The organism is Lactococcus protaetiae, assembly GCF_006965445.1.
GTDB classification, from domain to species: Bacteria; Bacillota; Bacilli; order Lactobacillales; family Streptococcaceae; genus Lactococcus; species Lactococcus protaetiae.
The window spans coordinates 1,342,091-1,364,799 of record NZ_CP041356.1 but is presented as its reverse complement, the minus strand read 5'-3'; the positions used below and the strand labels follow the sequence as shown (position 1 = coordinate 1,364,799).

The 22,709-nt window shown below is 38.2% G+C and carries 19 protein-coding genes and 2 pseudogenes; 2 read left to right on the top strand and 19 right to left on the bottom strand.

Features of this window, described 5'->3' with window-relative positions:
- Positions 1–56 precede the first annotated feature (56 nt).
- The 6 genes and pseudogenes from infB to rimP all read right to left on the bottom strand — a co-directional run bounded on the left by infB (position 57) and on the right by rimP (position 5,882).
- Positions 57–2,738 carry a translation initiation factor IF-2 gene (gene infB / locus FLP15_RS06675; protein WP_425351492.1) on the bottom strand — a complete coding sequence of 894 codons (2,682 nt, stop codon included), beginning with the start codon at positions 2,736–2,738 and terminating at the stop codon, positions 57–59.
- Between the two features lie 66 nt (positions 2,739–2,804).
- Positions 2,805–2,900: pseudogene (locus FLP15_RS13835) on the bottom strand (hypothetical protein); the annotation flags it as partial.
- A gap of 590 nt (positions 2,901–3,490) precedes the next feature.
- Positions 3,491–3,796, bottom strand: a complete 306-nt coding sequence (locus FLP15_RS06670) for a YlxQ-related RNA-binding protein (protein ID WP_142766470.1) — start codon at positions 3,794–3,796, stop codon at positions 3,491–3,493.
- Between the two features lie 5 nt (positions 3,797–3,801).
- On the bottom strand, positions 3,802–4,128 hold the full coding sequence (rnpM, locus tag FLP15_RS06665; RefSeq protein WP_142766469.1) for an RNase P modulator RnpM: 327 nt from the start codon (positions 4,126–4,128) through the stop codon (positions 3,802–3,804).
- Between the two features lie 79 nt (positions 4,129–4,207).
- Positions 4,208–5,356, bottom strand: a complete 1,149-nt coding sequence (gene nusA, locus FLP15_RS06660; RefSeq protein WP_142766468.1) for a transcription termination factor NusA — start codon at positions 5,354–5,356, stop codon at positions 4,208–4,210.
- 52 nt (positions 5,357–5,408) lie between these two features.
- Positions 5,409–5,882, bottom strand: a complete 474-nt coding sequence (gene rimP / locus FLP15_RS06655) for a ribosome maturation factor RimP (RefSeq protein WP_142766467.1) — start codon at positions 5,880–5,882, stop codon at positions 5,409–5,411.
- Positions 5,883–6,800: 918 nt separating this feature from the next.
- Between rimP and FLP15_RS06650 the strand changes: the two genes are divergently transcribed.
- Together FLP15_RS06650 and FLP15_RS06645 are read left to right on the top strand one after the other, a co-directional pair.
- Positions 6,801–7,244, top strand: a complete 444-nt coding sequence (locus FLP15_RS06650) for a CidA/LrgA family protein (protein ID WP_142766466.1) — start codon at positions 6,801–6,803, stop codon at positions 7,242–7,244.
- Positions 7,244–7,941: pseudogene (locus FLP15_RS06645) on the top strand (LrgB family protein). Before FLP15_RS06650 ends, FLP15_RS06645 begins: the two are co-directional and overlap by 1 nt.
- Before the next feature lie 39 nt (positions 7,942–7,980).
- Here FLP15_RS06645 and FLP15_RS06640 read toward each other — a convergent pair.
- The 13 genes from FLP15_RS06640 to FLP15_RS06580 all read right to left on the bottom strand — a co-directional run bounded on the left by FLP15_RS06640 (position 7,981) and on the right by FLP15_RS06580 (position 22,492).
- The gene (locus FLP15_RS06640) at positions 7,981–9,894 is read right to left on the bottom strand and encodes a MucBP domain-containing protein (protein ID WP_142766465.1); all 1,914 of its coding nucleotides are present in this window, start codon (positions 9,892–9,894) and stop codon (positions 7,981–7,983) included.
- A 29-nt stretch (positions 9,895–9,923) separates the two neighbouring features.
- Complete coding sequence (locus FLP15_RS06635; RefSeq protein WP_142766464.1) at positions 9,924–10,538, bottom strand: lectin-like domain-containing protein; 615 nt, start codon at positions 10,536–10,538, stop codon at positions 9,924–9,926.
- Positions 10,528–11,244 carry a pilin N-terminal domain-containing protein gene (locus FLP15_RS06630; RefSeq protein WP_142766463.1) on the bottom strand — a complete coding sequence of 239 codons (717 nt, stop codon included), beginning with the start codon at positions 11,242–11,244 and terminating at the stop codon, positions 10,528–10,530. The genes FLP15_RS06635 and FLP15_RS06630 overlap by 11 nt, the downstream gene beginning before the upstream one ends.
- Position 11,245: 1 nt before the next feature.
- Positions 11,246–12,124, bottom strand: coding sequence for a class C sortase (locus FLP15_RS06625; protein WP_190288258.1), 879 nt, complete (start codon positions 12,122–12,124; stop codon positions 11,246–11,248).
- A gap of 37 nt (positions 12,125–12,161) precedes the next feature.
- Complete coding sequence (locus FLP15_RS06620) at positions 12,162–13,760, bottom strand: SpaH/EbpB family LPXTG-anchored major pilin (protein ID WP_142766461.1); 1,599 nt, start codon at positions 13,758–13,760, stop codon at positions 12,162–12,164.
- A gap of 354 nt (positions 13,761–14,114) precedes the next feature.
- Complete coding sequence (gene der / locus FLP15_RS06615) at positions 14,115–15,425, bottom strand: ribosome biogenesis GTPase Der (protein WP_142766460.1); 1,311 nt, start codon at positions 15,423–15,425, stop codon at positions 14,115–14,117.
- A 642-nt stretch (positions 15,426–16,067) separates the two neighbouring features.
- On the bottom strand, positions 16,068–16,694 hold the full coding sequence (locus tag FLP15_RS06610) for a pentapeptide repeat-containing protein (RefSeq protein WP_142766459.1): 627 nt from the start codon (positions 16,692–16,694) through the stop codon (positions 16,068–16,070).
- Positions 16,691–17,413 (bottom strand): NADPH-dependent oxidoreductase, encoded by a 723-nt coding sequence (locus FLP15_RS06605; RefSeq protein ID WP_142766458.1) that lies wholly within the window; start codon positions 17,411–17,413, stop codon positions 16,691–16,693. The genes FLP15_RS06610 and FLP15_RS06605 overlap by 4 nt, the downstream gene beginning before the upstream one ends.
- A complete protein-coding gene (dnaI, locus tag FLP15_RS06600; protein ID WP_142766457.1) occupies positions 17,406–18,287 on the bottom strand; it encodes a primosomal protein DnaI in 882 nt (293 codons plus the stop codon). Before dnaI ends, FLP15_RS06605 begins: the two co-directional genes overlap by 8 nt.
- Positions 18,287–19,462 carry a DnaD domain protein gene (locus FLP15_RS06595; RefSeq protein WP_142766456.1) on the bottom strand — a complete coding sequence of 392 codons (1,176 nt, stop codon included), beginning with the start codon at positions 19,460–19,462 and terminating at the stop codon, positions 18,287–18,289. Before FLP15_RS06595 ends, dnaI begins: the two co-directional genes overlap by 1 nt.
- Before the next feature lie 299 nt (positions 19,463–19,761).
- The gene (nrdR, locus tag FLP15_RS06590; RefSeq protein ID WP_142766455.1) at positions 19,762–20,211 is read right to left on the bottom strand and encodes a transcriptional regulator NrdR; all 450 of its coding nucleotides are present in this window, start codon (positions 20,209–20,211) and stop codon (positions 19,762–19,764) included.
- Positions 20,212–20,368: 157 nt separating this feature from the next.
- On the bottom strand, positions 20,369–21,019 hold the full coding sequence (gene trmB / locus FLP15_RS06585; protein ID WP_142766454.1) for a tRNA (guanosine(46)-N7)-methyltransferase TrmB: 651 nt from the start codon (positions 21,017–21,019) through the stop codon (positions 20,369–20,371).
- 699 nt (positions 21,020–21,718) lie between these two features.
- A complete protein-coding gene (locus FLP15_RS06580) occupies positions 21,719–22,492 on the bottom strand; it encodes a phosphotransferase family protein (RefSeq protein ID WP_142766453.1) in 774 nt (257 codons plus the stop codon).
- Between the last annotated feature and the right edge of the window lie 217 nt (positions 22,493–22,709).

Sequence of the window (22,709 nt, the reverse complement as noted above, 5' to 3'; positions counted from 1 at the left end):
TCAATTCCATATTTTCCCATCTTTCAACCTTTCAGAGTAGTCGGATTCACATCTTATTATTTACGTTCAATTTCTACCATTTTGTAGACTTCAAATGTGTCATCAATAGCAATGTCGTTGAAGTTTTCGACCATCAAACCACCTTCTTGTGCATTTCCGACTTCTTTGACGTCATCTTTAAAATGCTTCAAGCTAGCAATGGCACCATCATGAATGACAACTCCATCACGAATCACGCGAACAGAGGCATCACGTGCTACTTTACCGCGGATAACCATAAATCCGGCAATCGTGCCAACTTTAGAAACGTTGAATGTTTCACGAACAATTGCTTCACCAATGATTTCTTCTTTGAACTCTGGATCAAGCATACCACGCATGGCAGTTTCAACTTCTTCAATGACTTTATAGATGATACTATGCAAACGAATATCTACTTCTTCATGAGCCGCTTGTTCACGCGCAAGACCTGTTGGGCGCACATTGAAACCAATAATAATCGCGTTTGATGCCGCAGCAAGTGAAATATCAGATTCGCTAATTGCACCAACAGCAGAGTGAACGATGTCTACTTTCACCCCTTCAACTTCAATTTTTTGAAGTGAAGCAGCAAGTGCTTCAGCAGAACCTTGCACATCGGCTTTGATAATAATATTAACTGATTTTGTTTGACCCTCTTTGAGTGTATCAAAGAGATTATCAAGATTAACACGGCGTGTACTTTGACGTTTGATCAGTTGGGCGCGTTTTGCACGTTCTTCCCCAGCATTACGTGCTGATTTTTCGTCTTCAAAGACCGCAAAATGGTCACCAGCTTGTGGCACATCGGAAAGCCCTGTTAACTCTATCGGAGTTGATGGACCAGCTTCTTTAATACGACGACCTAGGTCATTAGTCATTGTACGTACGCGTCCATAGGTATTTCCGACAACAATAGGGTCTTGAATATGAAGCGTTCCTTGTTGAACCAAGAGTGTAGCGATTGCTCCTTTACCTTGGTCAAGTCTAGCTTCAACCACTGTACCAATGGCACGAACCGTTGGATCTGCTTTGAGTTCTTGCATTTCGGCAACAAGAAGCACTGTATCAAGCAATTCATCAAGGTTTTGGTTGAATTTGGCTGAAATTTCGACAAATTCAGATTCTCCACCCCATGATTGAGGCATAACACCGTGTTCTGAAAGTTCTTGAATCACACGTTGTGGGTTTGCCCCTGGTTTATCAATTTTGTTGATTGCAACAATAATTGGTACTCCAGCAGCTTTTGAGTGATTAATTGCTTCAATGGTTTGAGGCATAACACCGTCGTCGGCTGCTACGACAAGGATTGTGATATCAGTAACAGAGGCACCACGCGCACGCATACTTGTGAAAGCCTCATGCCCTGGTGTATCAAGGAATGTGATTTTCTTGCCATTTGTTGTAATTTGATAAGCTCCGATGTGCTGTGTGATACCACCTGCTTCGCCTTCAGTGACACGAGATTCGCGGAAACGGTCGAGCAATGTTGTCTTACCGTGGTCAACGTGACCCATAATTGTGACAACTGCTGGACGTTCAACCATTTTATCTTCGTCAAGATAACCCTCTTCAACAAACAGACGCTCGATATCTGATTTATCTTCTTCTACTTTTTGGACAGCTTCAACACCATAATCCATCAAAATTAATTCAATTGTTTCTTGGTCAAGACTTTGGTTTTGATTAACCATCGTACCCATCATGAACAATTTTTTAATGATTTCTGCTGACTCACGTTTAAGCAATTTTGCAAGGTCTTGAACATTCATACCAATTTCGTATTCCACTGATTCTGGCAATTCATGGAATTTACGTTGACTTGTTGGCATGGATTGTTGATTACGTCCGCCACGTTTATTCTTACCTGCATTCCAGTTAGAATTACGCGCATTACGCACTTGATTACGATTATCATTAACGCGAAGTGGTCCACCTTTACGATTACCATCTTGTGTGTTATCGTGTGAATTCTTAGATTTATCACGTTCACGAGAGCGACGATTGTTTTTACCACCTGCTGCTGGTGCAAAAACCTCTGCTGTTGAAGTCGTTGAAGAGGCTTTATCACGATTTTGTCCTTGAGTAGCTGGACGATTCTTGTCAAAACGATTTCCGCCTTGATTAGCTTGTCCTGAATGACGATTGTCAGTACGATTATTTCTGTCATTGCCACGTTTTTTATCAAATGGTTTTTTGTCAGAATGTTTCTTTTCAGGACGGGCAGCAGCTTGCTCTTTTTTGATATCTTCTGCACGTTTTACAACTTTGATTTGAATTCTTGGTTTGTGATTCAATGGTTTTTTCTTTTCGTCAGTAATGACAGGCTCCTTTTTGTCAGCAACTCCTTTGTCCACTTTTGTTTCTTTTTTAGGTGTCACTGTTTCAGATTTTATTTCTGGTTTTTCCGCCACTTTAGGCTCAGTTTTCACTTCTGGTTTTACTGACAGTTTTTTGTCAGTAGATTGCTTCTCTGATGAAATTTTGTCAGTAGATTTTCCATTTTCAGCAGCTACGACGGTGTCAACAGTTTTATGTTCTACAGATTTAGCTGCTTTTTCTGCTTCTTCTTTTGCTTTAATTCGTGCCAAGATTGCAGGGTCTTCAACGATAGTCTTACCAGCAAATGTACGTGGACCATCAGTTTTCTTTTTGTCAGTACTGACAGCTTTTTTAGGCGTGCTGACAGGTTTGTCAGTAGATTTTGCAGCTGGTTTCACGCCTGTTTTTACGCTTTCAATGATTTTAGCTGCTTGGTCTTCTGTGACTGAACTTGAATGTGATTTAACATCAAAGCCCAAATGCTTTGCAGCATTTACAAGTTCAGCATTTGTCAGTCCTGTTTCTTTTGCAATTTGGTTAATACGTTTCTTATCAGACAATTTAGTCCTCCTTTAAGATGTGAGCCCGCCTGTTTGGAAATAGTAAAAATGATAAATAATGATTTTTAACCAAGCAAGTGCATGCTATCTTCGCCCTTTGAGCTACGCTGTCGATTCTCGCTACGATGGTAAAGCACCTAGTCGGAGTGGCAACTTCCCCACCTCTTAGGTGGAGGAATAAGCAGCACTATCTTCGCTTCGCTACGCTGTCCATTCGCTCTATCTCCGTTTCACTGCGCTGTCGATTCTCGCTATGGCACGGACGTGCCTAGTCGAAGTCGCAACTCGCTAAAAGCGATAAGGCGAAATGGCAAGCTTTGCTTTCGTTCTACTGCCCTAGGGTCTTAGCGCTTTAGCGATTGCGATTTGAGCTTGTTGCTTTAGCAACTTAGCGAAATCGACAGCGGAGCAAAGCGAGATAGACTTCAGGGACAGGGTGACCTCATATCTTTGATGTGAGGTTGTACCCTAACATCAGTAGAGGATTCTTTCTCCCCTACTGATGAAGTAATCACTTCAAAAAATTTACCCTTTTTACTCACTTCCAAATCAAACTTTCTCAAAAAGAGAAGCGAACCCAGTTATTTATTCTATTCTTTCATGAGGCTCTCCATTTTCTTTGCAAATCCGTCATCAGCAATCGCAATAACCTTGCGGTTTTGTCCAATGGCTTGCGATAGTTCTATTTCTGTAAAGATTTGTGAGATGGGAATCTCATAATATTTTGATTTATCAGTAATTTTCTTATCCAAATTTGATGCACTATCTGACGCAAGAATAATCAATTTCGCCTTGCCATTTTGGATGGCTTTGACGACCAGTTCTTCTCCTGTAATCATTTTCCCTGCGCGTTTAGCAAGCCCAATCAAATTTGAAATTTGTTGTTTTTTATCCATGTCTTTTAGTCATAGTCTGGAAGTTCATCTGCAGAATAAGTCGTCTTTTGAAGTTCACGACGTGCCACCTGATGTTCAACATAGGTGATTAATTCATCATAGAATTCATCATCAACTTTGGTTTGAAAAGCTCGATCAAATACTCGTTTCTTTTTAGCAAGCGTCGCTTCTTCATTAAGAAGCGCGATATAAGCTCCTCGTCCATGCGCTTTACCAGTTGGGTCAATCGAAATCTCCCCCTCTTTATTAAATGCAATGCGAAGTAAATCACGCTTTGGAAACTGCTCATTTGAAACTAAAGACTTTCTCATAGGAATTTTTTTCTGTTTCATAGAAAACCTCATTTCTCAAGAAAATATAAGTTCTGTCAGTACTGACAAGATTCTGTCAGCAAACATTTTCTTAAAAAATTTATCCTTCATTTTCCTCAGTTTCAGGAATCTCTACAACTTCATCCAAAACAACAGTTTCCTCGATTTCTGAAGCTTCCACAGCTTCATCCTCTTCACCAATAAACTCATAATCATCAATATTAAACTCATCTGCCGCTTTAATATCGATTTTACTGTTTGTAACATGGGCTGCAAGGCGGACATTTTGCCCACGTTTCCCAATGGCTAATGAAAGCTGGTCACGAGCAACAACAGCAAGTGATGAACCATCCGCTGTAATCAAAACTTGCTCAATACGTGCAGGTTTCAAAGCGTTAGCAATCAAAGTCGCCTTGTCAGCAGAGTACTCAATGATATCCATCTTTTCACCCGCAAGCTCACGAATAATTCCTTGAATACGAGAACCTTTTGCTCCAACCATTGTACCGATAGCATCAACATTTTCATCGTGGCTTTCAACAATAACTTTTGCACGGTCGCCTGCATCACGAGCAATTGATTTAATTTCTACAGTTCCATCAAATACTTCAGGAATTTCTTTTTCAAACATCCGTTTAAGCATATCTGGCGCTGTGCGAGAGATGAAAACACGTGTTCCCTTTGGTGTCAAAACAACATCAGTCACATAAACTTTCACACGGTCGCCCACATGATAGTTTTCTTGAGGAATTTGGTCTTTCTTCGTAAGCAAGGCATCAACACGACCAAGGTTAATATAAACCGCACGCGCATCAACTTTCTCAACCGTCCCTTGAATGATTTCATCCTTATAACGACTGTACTCATTGTAAATGATTGTACGCTCTTCTTCACGCATTTTTTGCATAATCACTTGTTTGGCAGCTCCAGCAGCAGTTCTTGCAAAATCTTTAGGCTTTTCTTCAAACATGATTTTATCGCCAATCTCATAATGAGGATTTAATTCAAGGGCATCTTCAAGCGAAATCTCAAGACGGCTATCAAACACTTCATCCACAACCTCACGCGTAGAGTAAACATTAAAATTCCCTTTTTTCTCATCGAAAATAACTTTCACATTCTGAGCTTGACCGTATTGTCGCTTGTAAGCAGCCGTGATAGCTTGCTCAATTGCTTCAATAACAATCTCCGGTTTAATTCCTTTTTGTTCTTCCAACATTGCAAAGGCGTTCAGCATTTCTTTGCTCATTTATATTTCTCTCTTTCTTAAAATCTAAAAACGATTACTTTTTTAAGCTCAATCAAAATTTAACCATCGTCTGCGCTTTAGCTACACTGGACAGCGGAATTTCAACAGATTTATGACGCGTCTTATCAAGTACATCAAGCACTAGATTTTCCCCATCAAAACTCGTTAAATCTCCTGCAAATTCCTTTTCTCCATCAAATTTTTGATAGAGTTTGACAAAAATATACTCACCAATCGCTCCTTTGAAGTGCTCGGCTTTTCTTAAAGGACGTTCAGCTCCTGGACTAGCAACTTCAAGCATATAACCTTCTTTTGGAAAAGGGTCTGGCTTGATTTGGTCTAACAAAGGGGAAATCAACTCACTCAACTCAGCCGTTTCATCAATCTCGATACCACCTTCTTTATCCACCAAAATACTTAAAACCATATCACCACCAAGTTTCCTCCACTCAACTGCAAAAAGTTTAAACGGTTTAGGAATAAGAGGTGTGATGAAATTTTCAACAACTTCTACGATTTCTTCCATACTTTATCTCCTTTTCTTTAAGATGTGAGGAAGGTTCGTTCAGAAACTGTGAAAAATAAGGAAATTTTTAAGTTCTGCACTTAGCGCAGGTTCAAAATTTCATCAAAGCAAGTGCATGCTATCTCCGCCCTTTGGGCTCCGCTGTCGATGCTCGCTACGGTGCTGAAGCACCTAGTCACAATCGCAACACCCCCACCCCTTGCAGGGGATAAAGCAGCACTAAGCCTTGAATTTCGTCCGACTGCCCTAGGGCGTTAGTGCTTTAGCACTTAGGCTTCTGGGACAGGGTTGACCTCATATCGAAGATGTTAAGCAGACTGTTGCAGCTTTAGCTGCGTACAGGTCGCTTAGTTGTTACACCTAGAGGTTGTACCCTAAATTCAGTTGGGAGTTGAAACTCCAACTGAATAAGTCTTGACTTCATCTTTTTTCACAAGTTTCTAGCCTTCCGAACTCAGTTACAAGATACGAGGGGCGCTCGCCCTGAAATTATGAAAATTAGGAAATTACAGGTTCGTGCGGAAGCACGGCTCTGGAAATTATCTATTTTCGCTAATTTCAAGCGCACCGAACTCAGTTACAAGATGCGAGGGGCGCTCACTTCAAACGCCCAGAACAACATTAAGATGAGCTGACTTTTGGGGCACTCCCACCTTATATTTAACCTGACTGTCTATCGTCAGAAAATCCACACAAGAGAAGGAGCGTCCTCACGAACGCTCCTTTCTAATAGTTTATTTAAATTGATTATAACACTTTTTGATAAAATGTCAAGAAAAGTTTTCAACAAAATTCACCTTATCTTTTTCCAGCAACTTTCACAAATCCACCCACACCAATCCTTGAAAAACCAGCATTCAAAGAGTACAATTAAATTATTGTGAAAAGAAATCAAGATAACTTAGGGAGTTAGTAATTATGAAAATATATCTACAACTACTCATTATTTTCGGTTTTAGTTTTATCGGAAATATCATCTCAAATGGGCTTCATCTCCCCATTCCTGGTTCAATTTTAGGCATGGTTCTTCTTTTTCTTGCCCTCCAGTTTAAAATCCTCGAATTTAAACACGTTGATGAAGCAGGAAGCTTTCTCATTAATAACATGACGATTCTCTTTCTACCAGCCGGAGTTGGAATCATGGCAAAATGGAATTTGATTAGTCATTTTTGGGTTCAGATTCTTATTATTATCCTTGGAGCTCTTATTATTAATGTTTTTGTATTGGGAAAATTAGTAGAATGGATTAAAATTAAATTCGAGGGAGATTATGTTATCCCAGAGCTCAGTTCTCAACAAATCGCACTTGATGTTATCAATCAACATTCCAAAAATAAAACCACAGAAAGTGAAGGTGTCTAATGAATCAACTCACTGCCGACCCACTTTTTGGCCTTGTCCTTACTATCCTCGTTTTTATGATTGGTGTGCGTATCAATGAAAATTTCCGTAAACCTTGGACCAATCCACTTCTTTTTGCTACAGTTGTCATTATTCTTATTTTAGGACTTGCACATATTCCTTACAAAAATTATTATGTTGGAGGTTCCATCATCAATGACCTCATTGCCCTAGCACTGTCGCACTCGGAATCCCACTCTACAAAACATTTCATTTAATGAAGCATCATGCACGTTCTATCGGGCTTTCAATCGCAATAGCCGCACTTATTAATACAGTGTTTACTGCTCTCTGCGCTAAGTTCTTCGGTCTTACCAAACTTGCAAGTCTATCCATTTTCCCAAAATCTGTCACTACGGCAATGGCGATGGGAATTTCTGATAAAATGCACGGTGTTGAGCAAATTACTGTTGTTGTCGTTGTAGCAACTGGAATTCTCACTAGCGTTCTAGCTGCACCATTATTGAAACTCTTCAAGATTAAAGATCCTGTCGCTCAAGGGGTCGCACTAGGCGGAACAGGACACGCCGTAGGAACAGGAACAGCTATCGAACTCGGAAAAACTCAAGGGGCAATGGCCGCTTTAAGTATTGGTGTAACTGGTATCATGTACGTTATTTTTGCTCCGCTTGTCGCTCATATTATTCTTGGTTACTAATAAAAAAACATTGAAAGCTCTTTTGAACTTTCGATGTTTTTATTTTTTATTTTTTATTCGTTTTCCCCATTGAATCAAATATGCGGCAATCGCACTAAATAACGCAATCACAAGAATCTGGCTCCATCCAATTCCCCCTGTGAATGGTAAATGAATATCTTGACCATCGTAAGCGTAATAAACATTAACTACAATATCATCAAACTTATCATTTATTGCTTGAGAAGTCACTTGAGTTTTATCATTTGATAAATAAGATGAACTCGCTGCTAGATTTCCATCAGCCCCCACTACTGTATAATTTGTGATTTCTGGGTTAACTTGTCCTCCGAAAGACGAATTAAATGATGTTATATCTGCCCAATCTGGATTGGCAGTACCATCCTTAGCAAACGGATGATTATCTGACTCAGGTGTTCCATTTCCTCTATAATAATAAACCGTTTGTTTCCCAGAAGAATCCGTCACCGTTTCAACAGTAATACTTTGACTCGTTGTATATTTTGTGACAATCGGCATCCTGCTATTGACATCAAGGTAATTTATTGTTTCATTAACTTCTTTTGTTGTACGATTTGAAAAACTATAGTTTGAATTATAGTAAACATAATAAACAGAATGCTGAGGATCAGGTGCTCCATTTTGTTGAGGCGCAGTAATATTGATTGTGCCATTAATACCACCGTTAAACTCATTATCCCCCGCTGCTACTTCACTTCCATTGATAAGCTGTGTCGCCTTTTGCCATGTATAGCCTGGTACTGTAGGATAATACACTAATCCTGGATTATATGAACTTTGTTGAGTCCAACCATTGATGGGATTGCCATTCGAGTCTAATACATCAGAAACGTCTGGTGTTTTTGGATTACCATTGGCATCCAAAGTTGGTACAAAGCTGGTTGAAGAATACCATATAACATTTGGGGTAGCATCCCCCGGCTGATAAGTAGTTACACCAACCATCCATACGCGATAAATATAATCATTTCCAGCGCCAACAAGTGTTCCATTACTTTGTGTTGGATTTCCTGTCGGATTAGATTGACTAGAATATGGCGTAGAAGACACCCAAGGCAAAGGATTTTTAGTCATATCTACATAGTGTATCGTTGCATCTGATTCAAAAAAATTATCCGTGACAATACTATGCTGTTTGATTAAATATACATTAAAATTTTGCGTAACACCATCTTGATTGAATACTTTTTTACTTGCATTTGCAGGAGTAAACTCATCATTAGGGTTTTGATGTGGTGAAAGTATGTAACCACTTGGAATTTTTACAGTATAGCCAGAGATTCCATTAAACACTCCTGTTGTTGTATCTATAGCTCCAACCCGTTGATTAGTATCCGTATCTATGTATGTAATCGTAGCCGTTTCTGGATTTGGAGCATAGACATAATTAACTGTAATATCATTTGCAGTATAAAGTCCCGTAATTGTATTCTCAGAATTTGTCGCCGTAGAATCTGATACGTCTACATTTTTTAAGCTATAACCTGGAATACTCTTGGGGCTTGTAGTATAACCATCTTTACCGACTATCCCTTGCGTTGAAACACTTGATGCTAATGTATTTCCAGAAGTATCTACATAATTAGCAGTTACGGTGCCTAACGCTTCCGTAAATGTAGCTGATGTAAATTGAAACTGTTGAAGATTTGTCACGCCACCTGTACTACCAGAAATGAAAAACGATAGTGCACTAGAAGACTCATCACCAGCTAAGCTCTTCAAAGAAGAAATCGGCATTTGCCATGTTAAACTTCCAAACACAACTGTAATAGCTCCTGTAGAAGCTGTATAAGTTAGAGAATATGCATGGAATTTACCATCTGCCAGGCTAGCAATATCCTTTTGAGGATTGTCAGATTTATTATAAGCTGTCTTTGGTGCAATCGCAGGTGCTCCACCTCCAGAAGGGTATGAATTTTTCACATCATACATTGGATTAGGATTAGCGTAAGACCATCCTCCTACCGCCCAAGTAGAATTTGTACTAGAAGGGTCTCCGCCACGATACCATTATTGGTTAGAGTATAGACAGGGTCTGCACCAGTCGCAGTGCTCGGAAGTATGGTTGGTATCGTATAGGAATTCTTATAAGTGTCTGCTGTCCAGCCAAAGGCACCACGCAATCCTCCTATTCCTAAGTCCGCTCCTTTAATCCCAACAACACCTGTATCTCCTGGATACCATCCGAAACTGACACCATCTGCTCCACCTTTGTTTCCTATATTGAGATTACCAGTAATTTTCCAGTCTTGCGACATATCGAATTTGACATTCATTGCTGCCATCCCTACTTGGTTAGTGGAGTTAGGTGTTAATGTCAAAGTACCATAGTTAGCTCCAGTAGTGTAACTATAAGTTGCACTTCCTGTCTGCGTAAAATAATTTTCAAAATCTTTGGGTTGAACTGTCACGGTCGGACCAATGACTGCTGCTTTGGCATCTATCAATCCAAAGATATTTTGGACACCTGATATTGTACTGAATAGAGGAGTAGAAAGTAATGTTACTGCTGATAAAAATGTCAACACTTTTGTTACTATTCTTTTTTCTTTTTTATTACCCTGTCTAGTATTCACTTCTAACTCCCCTCTCTTTACTTATTTTTCCCATCATTAGCATAAACGTGATACCAATAATCCCTACTCCCAAAGCAGAGATACTCAGCTTTGAACCATCTCCTGTTTTAGGCAAATTTCCTTTAGGAATTTTAGATGTTCCTTTGGGCTTATGTGTATTCTCTAATGGGTCAATGTTTGATTTTGGATAGATATAGATCTCATTCAGATAACCATTTTTAGCAGTATTTTCTACAGGAAGTCGAATCAGTATAGGGTGCGCTGGCGTTGATAGGTGAGCTTGAGCATTTGCTTGTTCACTAACAATATAAAATCCATCATTAAGATTTACAGATACAATTCCAGCAGAATTTGTTACAAGTTCTAGTGTTTTGCCACTAACAGAGTATGAGTTTTTATCACTGAGTTTGATTTTATCTCCATCTCTGGTAGGTATAATTTTTTGAATCACATAGTGAATTCCAGCTATCGGAGCGAGCTCTGAATCGTGGTTATCTACGGGAATATTATTAATTTTTTCGCCTGTATTAGTTGTTTGTCTTTGCGAAAATTGATTTCTTCCAGAGGGAAGACCATATTTTACGATGAATAAGTCTTGAGTATGTGTTGAACCAAGTTGCCCTTGTGCACTAACTTGAAGCGTCAAGCCAGTCATACCTAAGATAAAGAAAACAAATAAAACTTTTCCAATTGTTGTTTTCATCATTCTATCTTGTTTCCTCCGTGTTCTTACTTCTATTTTTTCTTTTTTCATAATACTTATAAATCAGATACAAAACAGCGAGAATTGCTAAAATAAGTGAGCCTAGCAAAACCCAAAAATCATAACCATACTTATCACGTTGTATTTCTTCTTGTGCTGTTTTTGAGGTATATGGAACACGTTCTCCCGTCACAAGAAGGCGTTGACTATTTACTCCTGTTGGATAGCAAGTCACAAGCGTTGCAATATCTTTTCCTTTTTGGATTCCCAAAGTCGAAACATCTTCAGGATCTACAACCTTAATCTTATTAATTTTGTATTTCATCTTAAGATTTAACGTATCCACATAGAACACATCACCAATTTTGAGTTTATCCAAATTAGTAAACAGAGTATTGTTGACACGTCCTGAATGAGCTGAAAGCACTGTGTGAGTATTATTTCCACCAATTGGCAAACTCGTCTGAGGAATATGACCAATTCCTACTGCTAAAGTTTCCTCTGAATCTCCATGATAAACAGGGACATTCTCCACTTTGATTTGTGGTATTGAAACATTTCCCATCATGCCACTATTATCAATGTTTAACATTTGATTATAGTTTGGTTTGGACTTTGTGTAAGGAATATGCTGACTCATATCGTAAATATAAGTGTTATATTCTTTGGCGCTTGTAAGTAAATGATTAATCTCATTTTTATCAAGTGTGGAGGTTTTTTCATTGAATTTAGTAACAATATCCGCTGTTTTATTCGAAACAAGAGTATTAGCTACAATCGGATAAAAAAGCGCACAAATCGCAACCAAAGCAAAAATAACACTCAAAATATCACGAAAGGAACGGTTTTTCTTTTTTACAGTCAGCTTTTTTTTAGCCCTCACAATCAATCCTTATTCCTTTCCGATTTCACTTATTAATTTATTTTGATTTATCAGTTGTTGTTTTACGGCGACGGATAACGATTGATGCTGTTGTAGCAACTCCAGCAATCACAATAATGCCAATCATACCTTGTCCACCTGTAAATGGAAGTTTAATATTTCCACCATCCAAATTATTTGATACGCCAACTTGAGTCGTAGTAGGGTCAATAGAAGCCACTACTTCTACAACGCTTGTTGGAAGATCGTATCCTGTTGGTGCTGCTGTTTCAATTACGTAATAGTGAGTATTTGCTGTTGATGTGTCACCTGTTTGTTCAGCGGTATCCGTCAGCTCTAAGCCATCAAATTCAATCATTCCATCTGTTCCTGTTGTCAAGCTATAATCTTGATCTGTTTGAGATGGATTTTTGACATAAGTTGCACTTGAAGTTTTTCCATCAACAAGAGCTTGTGCTTCATCTTTGGAAGATGCTTTAATCAGTTTAAATGTTGCACCTGAAAGTGGAGTTTTTGAAACAGAATCAATCTTTTGAATTCTAAGCGCTCCTAGATAGACTTCAGGAACATCTGTTGTTGAATCTGAAGAACCAAGAAGGTTAATATGCAAATTTGTGTTACCTGAACCCGTTGTGTTACTAAGGTCTACACCATAAGCATTTTTCACACTCGTCGTGAAATAGTTACCAATTTGTCCATATTTATAAGTATTAGAAACCGTTGTAGTAAGATTGACAATGAATTGATCAGATGATGACACTTTAGCCGCTTTGATTGCTTTGATTCCTGTTTCAGTCAATTTCAAATCAATATTTCCATCTGTTGTTGTCAATGTATAGTCTGTTGTTGAATCAAGCGAAATTTCTTTTGACCCTACAACAAAATTAATAGCTTTAAAAGTTAAATTTGAATTTAAAGCATCAGTTAATTCAAATGACCCTACTTTACCATCATCAGTTACCATAGAATCTGAAAAGGCTGATGCTAAGTTCCACGTGATATCTTGTCCCGCAAAAACAGTAGCTTGTTTATTTGTTCCTGTGTTGTCATCAAGCACATTATCACCAATTTCTACTGTTTTATTTACAGCATTATCTTGTGAAAGGTCTGTTTTAGGATAAACGTTGATATCATACAACCAACCATTTACAGCTTGTGAAGAGGATGAATTCAAGGGTACTTGAACGATTGAATCTTGCATAGAAGCGACTCCACCAACTGTAGTGACTTGATGAAGTAAGTAGTATCCATCTTCTGTAATATTTAAACTTACTGTGCCATTAGCGTCTGTTTCTCCTGATACTACTGTACTTGTAGTTGTATAAGTTGATGCATCTCCAACTTTCATGTCAGCAGCTGAACCTGTGGGTGTCACAAGTGTTGCAGTAAATGTCACATGTTGCAACGGAGTACCTGTTACATTTTGTTCAGTACCATCATTAACAAAGCCAGGTTTGTTTGCTGTTGGTGTTCCTTGAAGGGCATGAATCGTAATTTCACGGGCTGTTGAGCTGTCTGGTACGTTAGTATCAGCAAATGCTGTAGCTGCACTGCCTAAACTTACGATTGTCATCAAGGCAACAGTTGCCATTGATACTTTACGGTTAATTGATTTGAAAGATGAAAATTTCATCATTGCGGTTTCTCCTTTTTTATAAGGCATTTATGACTATTTCTAGACACAAACACTACTTTAGATGAATGTATTTTAAATAATACGTCCATTTGATTTATTATTATAACTTATGTATTGTTATATTGCAATAGCATTAACGAACAAATTTCTATTTTTGTTCTTTTTTTACAACAAAATTTATTTTGTTGCCGTTTACAATACTTTAAAACACTAAGTTTGTAGTTTTTAATCTATTTTTATAAATATAAAAATAAAAAACACCAAATCATATGATTTGGTGTTTTATTTTGTAATTTTTTTATATTTTAATCTAAAAAGCCACAACCTTATCTTGGTCATGGCTCTTTTTTAAATTTATTTTCTCTTACGAGCAATTAAGTGAATAGGAGTTCCTTCAAAGACAAACGCTTTACGAATCTGATTTTCTAAAAAACGAAGATATGAGAAGTGCATTAGTTCTTCTTCATTGACAAAAACTACAAATGTCGGTGGCTTAACCGCAACCTGTGTCGCATAGAATATTTTAAGGCGTTTTCCTTTGTCTGTCGGTGTGGGATTGATTGCGACGGCATCCATAATCACATCATTTAAGACAGAACTTGAAATACGTAGATTTTGTGCATGATGAATTTCTTTGATTGCTTCTGGTAATTTGTTGAGGCGTTGTCCTGTTTTTGCTGATACATAGACGATTGGAGCATAATCAAGGAATTTGAATTTGATACGAATTTCTTGCTCGAAATTTTTCATTGTACTGTTATCTTTGTCCAATGTATCCCACTTGTTAACGACAATCAAAATACCTTTTCCTGCTTCGTGTGCAAAACCTGCGATACGCATATCGTACTCACGAATACCTTCTTCTGCATTAATCACCATGAGTACAATATCACTACGGTCAATCGCACGCATGGCACGCATGACAGAATATTTCTCTGTATTCTCATAAATTTTTCCTGATTTACGCATTCCTGCTGTATCAATCATTACAAATTCTTGACCGTCTTCGTCTGTAAAATGAGTATCAATGGCATCACGTGTCGTTCCCGCTATTGGGCTTGCAATCACCCGGTCTTCTCCAAGAATTGCATTGATCAATGATGATTTACCGACATTTGGACGACCAATCAAGCTAAATTTAATAACATTTTCATTTTCTTCTTCGATTTCGTTTGGAAGATTTTGCACAATCGCATCAAGAACGTCCCCTGTACCAATCCCATGCACAGCCGAAACAGGATAGGGGTCACCTAAACCAAGTGAATAGAAATCAAAAATTTCCATTCTTCGTTCTGGATTATCCACTTTATTGACCACTAAAATGATGGGTTTATCTGTACGATAAAGAATATTAGCTACGGCTTCATCTGCATCTGTAATTCCTGTTTCTCCGTCCACAACGGCAATAATAACATCTGCTTCTGTCATGGCAATTTCAGCTTGGGCGCGAATTTCGGTCATAAAAGGTTCATCTGAGAGTTCTATACCACCTGTATCAATGATATTAAATTTACGCGTCAACCATTCTCCTGTGGCATAAATACGGTCACGTGTCACTCCTGGGATGTCTTCAACAATCGAAATACGCTCTCCCGCAATACGATTAAAAATTGTTGACTTACCGACATTCGGACGGCCAACGATAGCTACTGTAGGTAGGCTCATTATTTTCTCACTTTCATATCAAAGTTTTAATACTATTTAACTTCTAAAAGTTCCTTTTATACTAGTTCACCTCTAAATCTGCTTTGCAGATTTAGTAGTTGAACTGCAAAGATACTGCCTTGCGCCTGCGCAAGAAGTGGTTTGCGTGGAACGCAAACTTTAATTTCTAAATGGAACATTTAGAAATTAAACAGTATTAGAAGTTACTCCGCTACGTTGTCGATACACCGCAGGTATCCTTTTGATTGCCATTTGGTGTTGCCTTTATTCTTGTCACTTTAGTGACCTAGAGATAGAGGACAAATGTTCATCGGCACTTTATAGGATAGCCGTTTGTGCTTCAACGCTTACGGATATGCTAGTTGTTTCACCTAGTGCATTACAGCCAATGCTTTTTGCTCTTGCTGATTTAGCAGCTAAGCAAACGGACAAATGTCCTAGGGTCATACGTAGCTAGCCGCAACAAAAGGCAGTATAGTTGCGGTTCAACGACTAAATCTGCTAATAAAGATTTAGAGGTAAATTAGCATAGGGTGACCTCTAAAAATTCGGAATTCAGTCTAAGCTGAAAATTCTGAGCTTTTAGAGGTCACCTTATATTTTGTTTTCTGTCAGCATACTGACAGCTTCTATCATCAGCAACTAAACAATATCAATACCAAATAAACTTGCAAAAAATGGGGCTTGACTGAGATTTATTTTTATGTTTTTAGCAAGTTGTGGTGTAATTTCTAAGTGTTCAAACTTATTCGTAGAAAAATCTAAACCTGCAAGCGAAGTTTCCCAGAAATTGGTTCCTTCCAGCTGATTAGACAAAAAATGGACATTTGAAAATTTACAGGCTGTAAAAAGGCTCTCTGTACAATCATTTTCAAAAAAGCGAACAGACTTTAAGGTACTTGCCGAGAAATTGGCATAATTAAGCAGAGTTTGTTCAAACTGGACATCTTGTAAATGACAATTTGTAAAATCAACACCTAATAGTTTACAATTTATAAATCGGCAACGGTAGAAACCTATACCAGATAAATTTAGATTTGACAAATCACATTTTTCAAAAATACAGTCTGTAAATTCACTGACAGAACTTTCTGTCAGTAAAAATGTAACATTCGTTAACTGACAGCTTGAAAAACGCAATGGATATTCAATTTCCAGTTTTTCATCAGTAAATTTTGCTTGATAAAGCTCTCCATACTCCCAATCTTCACTGGTGACCGTTCTATATACCGTAGGTAACTTTGGTTCCAGTATCTTTTTTGTCTTCATAATAATTTCTTATCTTTTAGATTTTCTGTTGATGATGTAATTTCTGGAACACCCCATTGTTCAACAATCCGCTCCGACCACTTATTCAACCTGCGACTTCCTGCAAATTCATCTTGAACTTCATCAAAATCTGAAATGACTTGCTCGGTTTGCTCAATATATTTTTCTTTAAAAGCAATAGCCTCTAAAGGCAAGCGTGGCTTTACTTTGTTGATACGCGCTGGTCTGCCAAGAGCAATGCCAAACAGCGGATAAGTGTAATCAGGCAAATCTAATACTTTTGATATTTCAGCAGACTGGTCACGAATCAGTCCCACCATCACTCCACCATAACCTAAAGATTCAGCGGCTAAAAGAACATTTTGTCCAGCAACAGCAGCATCTGTCGCTGTAATCAGTAAAGACTCTATCCCTTTGGGCTGGAAGTCTCCTTCATGCATTTTCACCGCCTTTTCGGCACGGTTCAAATCTCCGACAAATACGAGATAAACTGCAGCATTCTTAATGGATTTTTGTGGCTGATATTGATAAATTGCATCTTTTTGCTCTTGCGATTTTACAATAATTATTGAGTAAGACTGAAAATTTTTCCAAGTTGACGCCGCCTGTCCTGCTTTCAAAATAGCTTCTAAATCTTCATCTTCTATTTTTTCTTCAGTAAAATTACGTACTGAGGTATGTTTCATCATCAAATCAATGGTTTCATTTATATCAGTCATGTCGTCTGTTTATTCCTTCCAGTCGAAGTTCACGCGACAGATATTTCACACGCTCCATCACGCGTTTTGCTGGCCAAATCTCATCTGCTCTTTTTGTTTCTGCCAGATGTTGCTCCAGTTCGTCCATTTTTAAGTTAGAGGTGAAAAATGTAGGTAAATCTTCTTGCATCCGATGCTGTAAAATCACCTGCAAGATGCTATCACGTACCCAAGCATTGTTTTGTTCCGCTCCAATATCATCAAGGACCAATACTTGACTTTGTTTGATTTCATTCACCCAAACCTTAGCCGTATCAAAGTCTAAATCTGATATAAATGTTGGGTAATGGAGCAGAGTAGTCGAAATTCCTTTTTTTGCCAATTCATTTGCCATTGCTGCCATCATGAAAGATTTTCCCACTCCAAAATCTCCATAGAGATAGAGTCCTTTTTGCTCAGGAAAATTCGCAATAAAATCCACCAAAGCTTGATAGGGTTCAATCCGCCCTACATCATCAAGCGCAATATCTTCTAAAGTAACCTGCTTTAAATCTTTTGGTAAACCTATCATTTTCACTCGTCGAAGCAATGTTTGCGCAGCTTGTTGTGCAGCAAGTTCTGATGTAGTTTGATAAGATACATCAGCATAGCCATGATTCATAATCAAGACTGGTTCATAACCATCTGCCGCCCGCTTCTCACCTTTTTCAAATTTTTCACGCTCACGCACAAATTCATAAAATTTTGAATAGGAACGCTGAATCTCATCTGACGTCATTTGATGGGTAGCAATAAAAGACTGAACATCTTTATTTTTCATGACTTCAGCCACAAGTTTTTCAAAATTTCCGCGTAAATCTTTGCGTTTATTTAAAATTTCACCAATAGATTCCATTATTGCTGCTCTCCTTTCAGTTTTTGGAGTGAGGCAAGCCGAATTTTCTCAAGCCTTGCAAGTTCCTCTTCACTTGTCTTATTTTCGTAGCTTGGATTTGACCACTTTGGTGCTTCTTTCACAATTTTTGTTTGTTTTTTTGTAAAGTTTTGTTTCTCTTGTGCTTTTATTTGAGCTGATTCACTACGTTCTAAGATACGCTTTACTGCCATTTCTGCGGTGAATACTTTATTTCTCATCCAATCATTTGCCAATGTATTCACAAAATTTGAAGACAGAGATGCATTTTTTTGTTGAACTAAAATATAATGAATGAGTACATTTTGGACTTCCGATGGCAGATTTTGTTTAGTGAGATTATTTAAAATCTTCCGCTCATCCCCACTTACAAAACCGCCAGCTTGACTCTTAATCTGCTGAATAAATTCGACTGGCTCGTGTGATTTACTACTCACGATAAGATCAGCAAACGCTTTGGGAAAACTTGATAATGCCACTTGTGGCTCAGAACTTGCTGACAGACTTCTTGTCAGTGCTGACAGGTTCAAAGTCTTGTCTGCATTAGCCGTACTCTCAGCTTTTTTAAAGAGTTCGTACCAGTTGAGGTCAAATTTTTCGGCGAGAGAATAAAGGCTCAGACGCTCTAAGTTTTCATTTGAGAATGTCAATCCTTGACGATCCATCAAACTCTTAAAAGCACCCATATCAAAGCTGTCAGTGCTGACAGCTGCTTTTGGTTCATTGTCAAAATCAACTTTATAAACTTCATGAAATTTTTTGGAAATATTTTGACCTTTGACTTCGATTTTTTTTGAAAGACCGGTCACTCTATTTTCACCAATCCGTGAAATCAAAAGTTGCTTGTAAAAATCATCAGATAAAAATTCATCGTAAGTCAATGGACTCTTTACATCAAAATAAAGCATCGTGTGGTCATCAAAAACTTTGACTAAGCCAAGCCCAGAAAGCTTGTCCAAACTCTCCAAAAATGGATTTAATCCAATGTTCAGATATTCCAAAAAATGAGAAATACGCCCTGTTGAAAAAGTCGTCAGCAGTTGATACAAAGCAAAAGCATTAGAACCAACAATCGGTAAATAGAGTAGCGTAAAAGTCTCGGCATCGAAGCTGATTTTTCCGCGATTCACAATGGTAAACGAATCTCCTGCTCTCATATTTTCCTCTTTTCGTGATTATTGTTTATAGCTTCTTTTGCTTTAACACTGCTTGAAAGTCAAATCTGCGCTATCTCCGAAACTTCGTTGCTCCGCTGTCCATTCGTTCTAAGTCAGAGCAAAAGGCACGCAATTCTCCGAACGGTCTCCGCTCTTTGCATTCGCTATGCAGGCAGGATGTGCTAGTCGTAATCGCACTGCGTAAAATTGAAAGTGAACGAGTTAACTCGCTCAAAAGAGCTGACGAACAAGTTTGGTTTTACTGACAACTGACAATGCTTGTCAGCACACTGACAGACTCAATTTTTCTTCGTAATGTTTTGCAAAAGTGCCTCAAGTTCGCTCACATCCTTGAAAGAACGGTAAACACTGGCAAAACGAATATAAGTAATATCATCCAGTTTTGAGAGTTCTTCCATTACAAATTCTCCAATTGTATCAGATTTCACTTCATTACGATCAAGCTGTCGAATCTTACGTTCAACATTTGCCACGATGCTTTCAATATCTTCACTTGAAACAGGACGTTTGTAAGCCGACCGTACCAAACCACGAACAATCTTTTCACGATTGAATGGTTCGCGCTTATCATCTTTTTTAATCACCAAAAGAGGCATTTCTTCAATACGTTCAAATGTCGTAAAACGAAAACCACAATTTTCACAAACTCGACGACGGCGAATAGCATCTTCAGCTTGTCTTGAATCTACAACTTTTGATTCATCAGAAGAGCATTTAGGACATCTCATCTTATCACCTTCCTTTTCTTATTTCACTTCAAACAATTTCTGATTGTTGTTGTCAGTAGATTAAATCCGACAGAAATTGAAGTAATCACTTTAAAACTTACAACGAACTACTGACAGTTTTTTGCTTCTGTCAGTATGCTGACAAACTCTACAGTCATTAACGCTTCTTAAATTTTGCTTCCAATCGATAAATCACTTGACCCTTATTTGAAAATTTCTCTTCATATTCTGTCATTACGTTAAGCGGAGCAAATTCCTCATCCTTATGCAAATCAAGCCAAACTTTTTTTAGCTCCATTCCATAATTAGTCAATGAAACTAGCGAATACTCAAACAAACCACGGTTATCAGTCTTAAAATGAATTTCACCTTCTGACCTTAAAATCTGCTCATAAGTAGCCAAAAATGCCTTATAAGTCAAGCGACGTTTTTCATGACGAGTTTTGGGCCAAGGATCAGAGAAATTCAAATAGACCTGGTCAATCTCACCCTCTTCAAAATATTCAGTCAAAGCGGCACCATCAACTAACATCATTTGCACATTTGGCAAGCCCGCTTCGAGTGCTTTGTCCAAAGCATAAGACAAAACGGACAACTGCATATCAATTGCAATATAATTAATTTCTGGATGGAGTGCTGCCATTCCCGTTGCAAATGCCCCTTTGCCACAACCTACTTCAATATGAATAGGATGATTGTTTCCAAAACGTTTTGCCCAGCGTCCCTTAAATTCTGCTGGATTTTCGACCACAATATGTGCGTTTTCGGCAAGCATCTCTGTTGCCCCTTTACGATTTCTTACGCGCATTGCTACCTCATTTTACTTCTAATACTCTTATACTTACTCTTGGCGTTGAAATTCATTTCTAAAGCTAATCTGTTTTGAAGTGATTACTTCATCAGTGGGAGATTCTTTCTCTCCCACTGATGTTAGTAGAACGAAAACAAAGCTTAGTGTTGCCTATCCCTCCACCTAAAAGAGGTGGGAGAGTTGCCAATCCGACTAGGTGCTTTAGCACCATAGCGAGGATGGACAGCGTAGCCCAAAGGGCGAAGATAGCAAACACTTGCTTGGTTAAAAACTAACAACAGATTGACGTTACTGACTAACTTCATAGTGAAAAAATCGCCATGACATGCACTTTCTACACCATTTCTCTGAACGGTCTATGTTCGTTTCACGCCACAGGCTCTATCTCCGCTTTGCTCCACCATCAACTTCACTAAGCTACTAATAGATGAAACAACTAACATATCCATTGCTGCTTTAACACAAACGACTATCCTATAAAGTGGCAAGTTCATGTGCTTTGCACACCGTTCTACGAACGGTCTACGCAACCTTGTTGTCCCACTCAAGAACAAAAGACAAAGCAACAATGCGAAGTGGCTATAGCACTGAATTACCAAGTCGGAATAGCCATTCATCAAAGCTGACAATCTACAGTATACCTCAAATCAATTGCCATAAGCCAAAAAATAGGAAGGAGACCCTAGCCTATTTTTACTAAAATAATTCACAAAAATTTCGAAGACCTAAAATTTCTTGGTTTACTTCTTTCATTTTTCCTCTAACGAGATATTCAGAAATTTGACGAAGAAAGGATAATTTTCCATACCAAGCGACCTTATCCATCAAGTCTGCCCGTGGTCTAACACCTGAGCTCATCAACCATAAACTCCAGTCTTCGTGCTGAATATAATGCGACAATACATGCGCCATATCCACCATCGAATCAGACAGAAAAACGGTGTCCCAATCCACAAGGTATATCTTTCCAGAAGCATCATCAACAAGCCAGTTTTTATGATTTACATCACCATGAACCACAACAACCTCATCATTTTGAAGCTCTGGAATTTCCTGATACATTTCCTCAATAATACTTGATAAAAAGCGGTTTGTCTGCAAAGCCTTAGTTTGTTTTACACAATTTTCCAACAATTGTTTCGGTGGAATAACTTGACTTCCCAGCTTTTTATATGATTCCACAAGCTTTTTAGAATCATGCAAATGTGCCAAAATATGATTAATCTGGCGGTCACTCATATCTTCTGGACTTAAAGTATGTCCATCAATCCAGGGTTGAGCAGATAACGTATCTCCCTCGGCCGTACGTTTCGTCCATAAGACCTTAGGCGTGATTCCTTCAAGATAAATGCTTGGTAAAAAAGGACTGCCATTTTTTTTAATAAAAATGCGCTCTTTATCAATTTTACCAGAAAATGCATTCCCAGAACCACCTTTGACTGGTGTCATATCCCAATTTGCAGTCATCACCGTTATCTCCTCCTTCCAACTTAAATCTTTTGTAAATCCTGAGTTAATTTTACATCATAGCAACTCAGGCTCCACAATGTTGTAGTACAAAACAGTACCACGATATATCTAATAATATAGAGCTATTTGATTTCATCAGCATTCTAAAACAAGAGAGTTCAAATCAAATGAAGTCAAGACTTATTCAGTGGGAGTTTAAACTCGCCACTGAATTTAG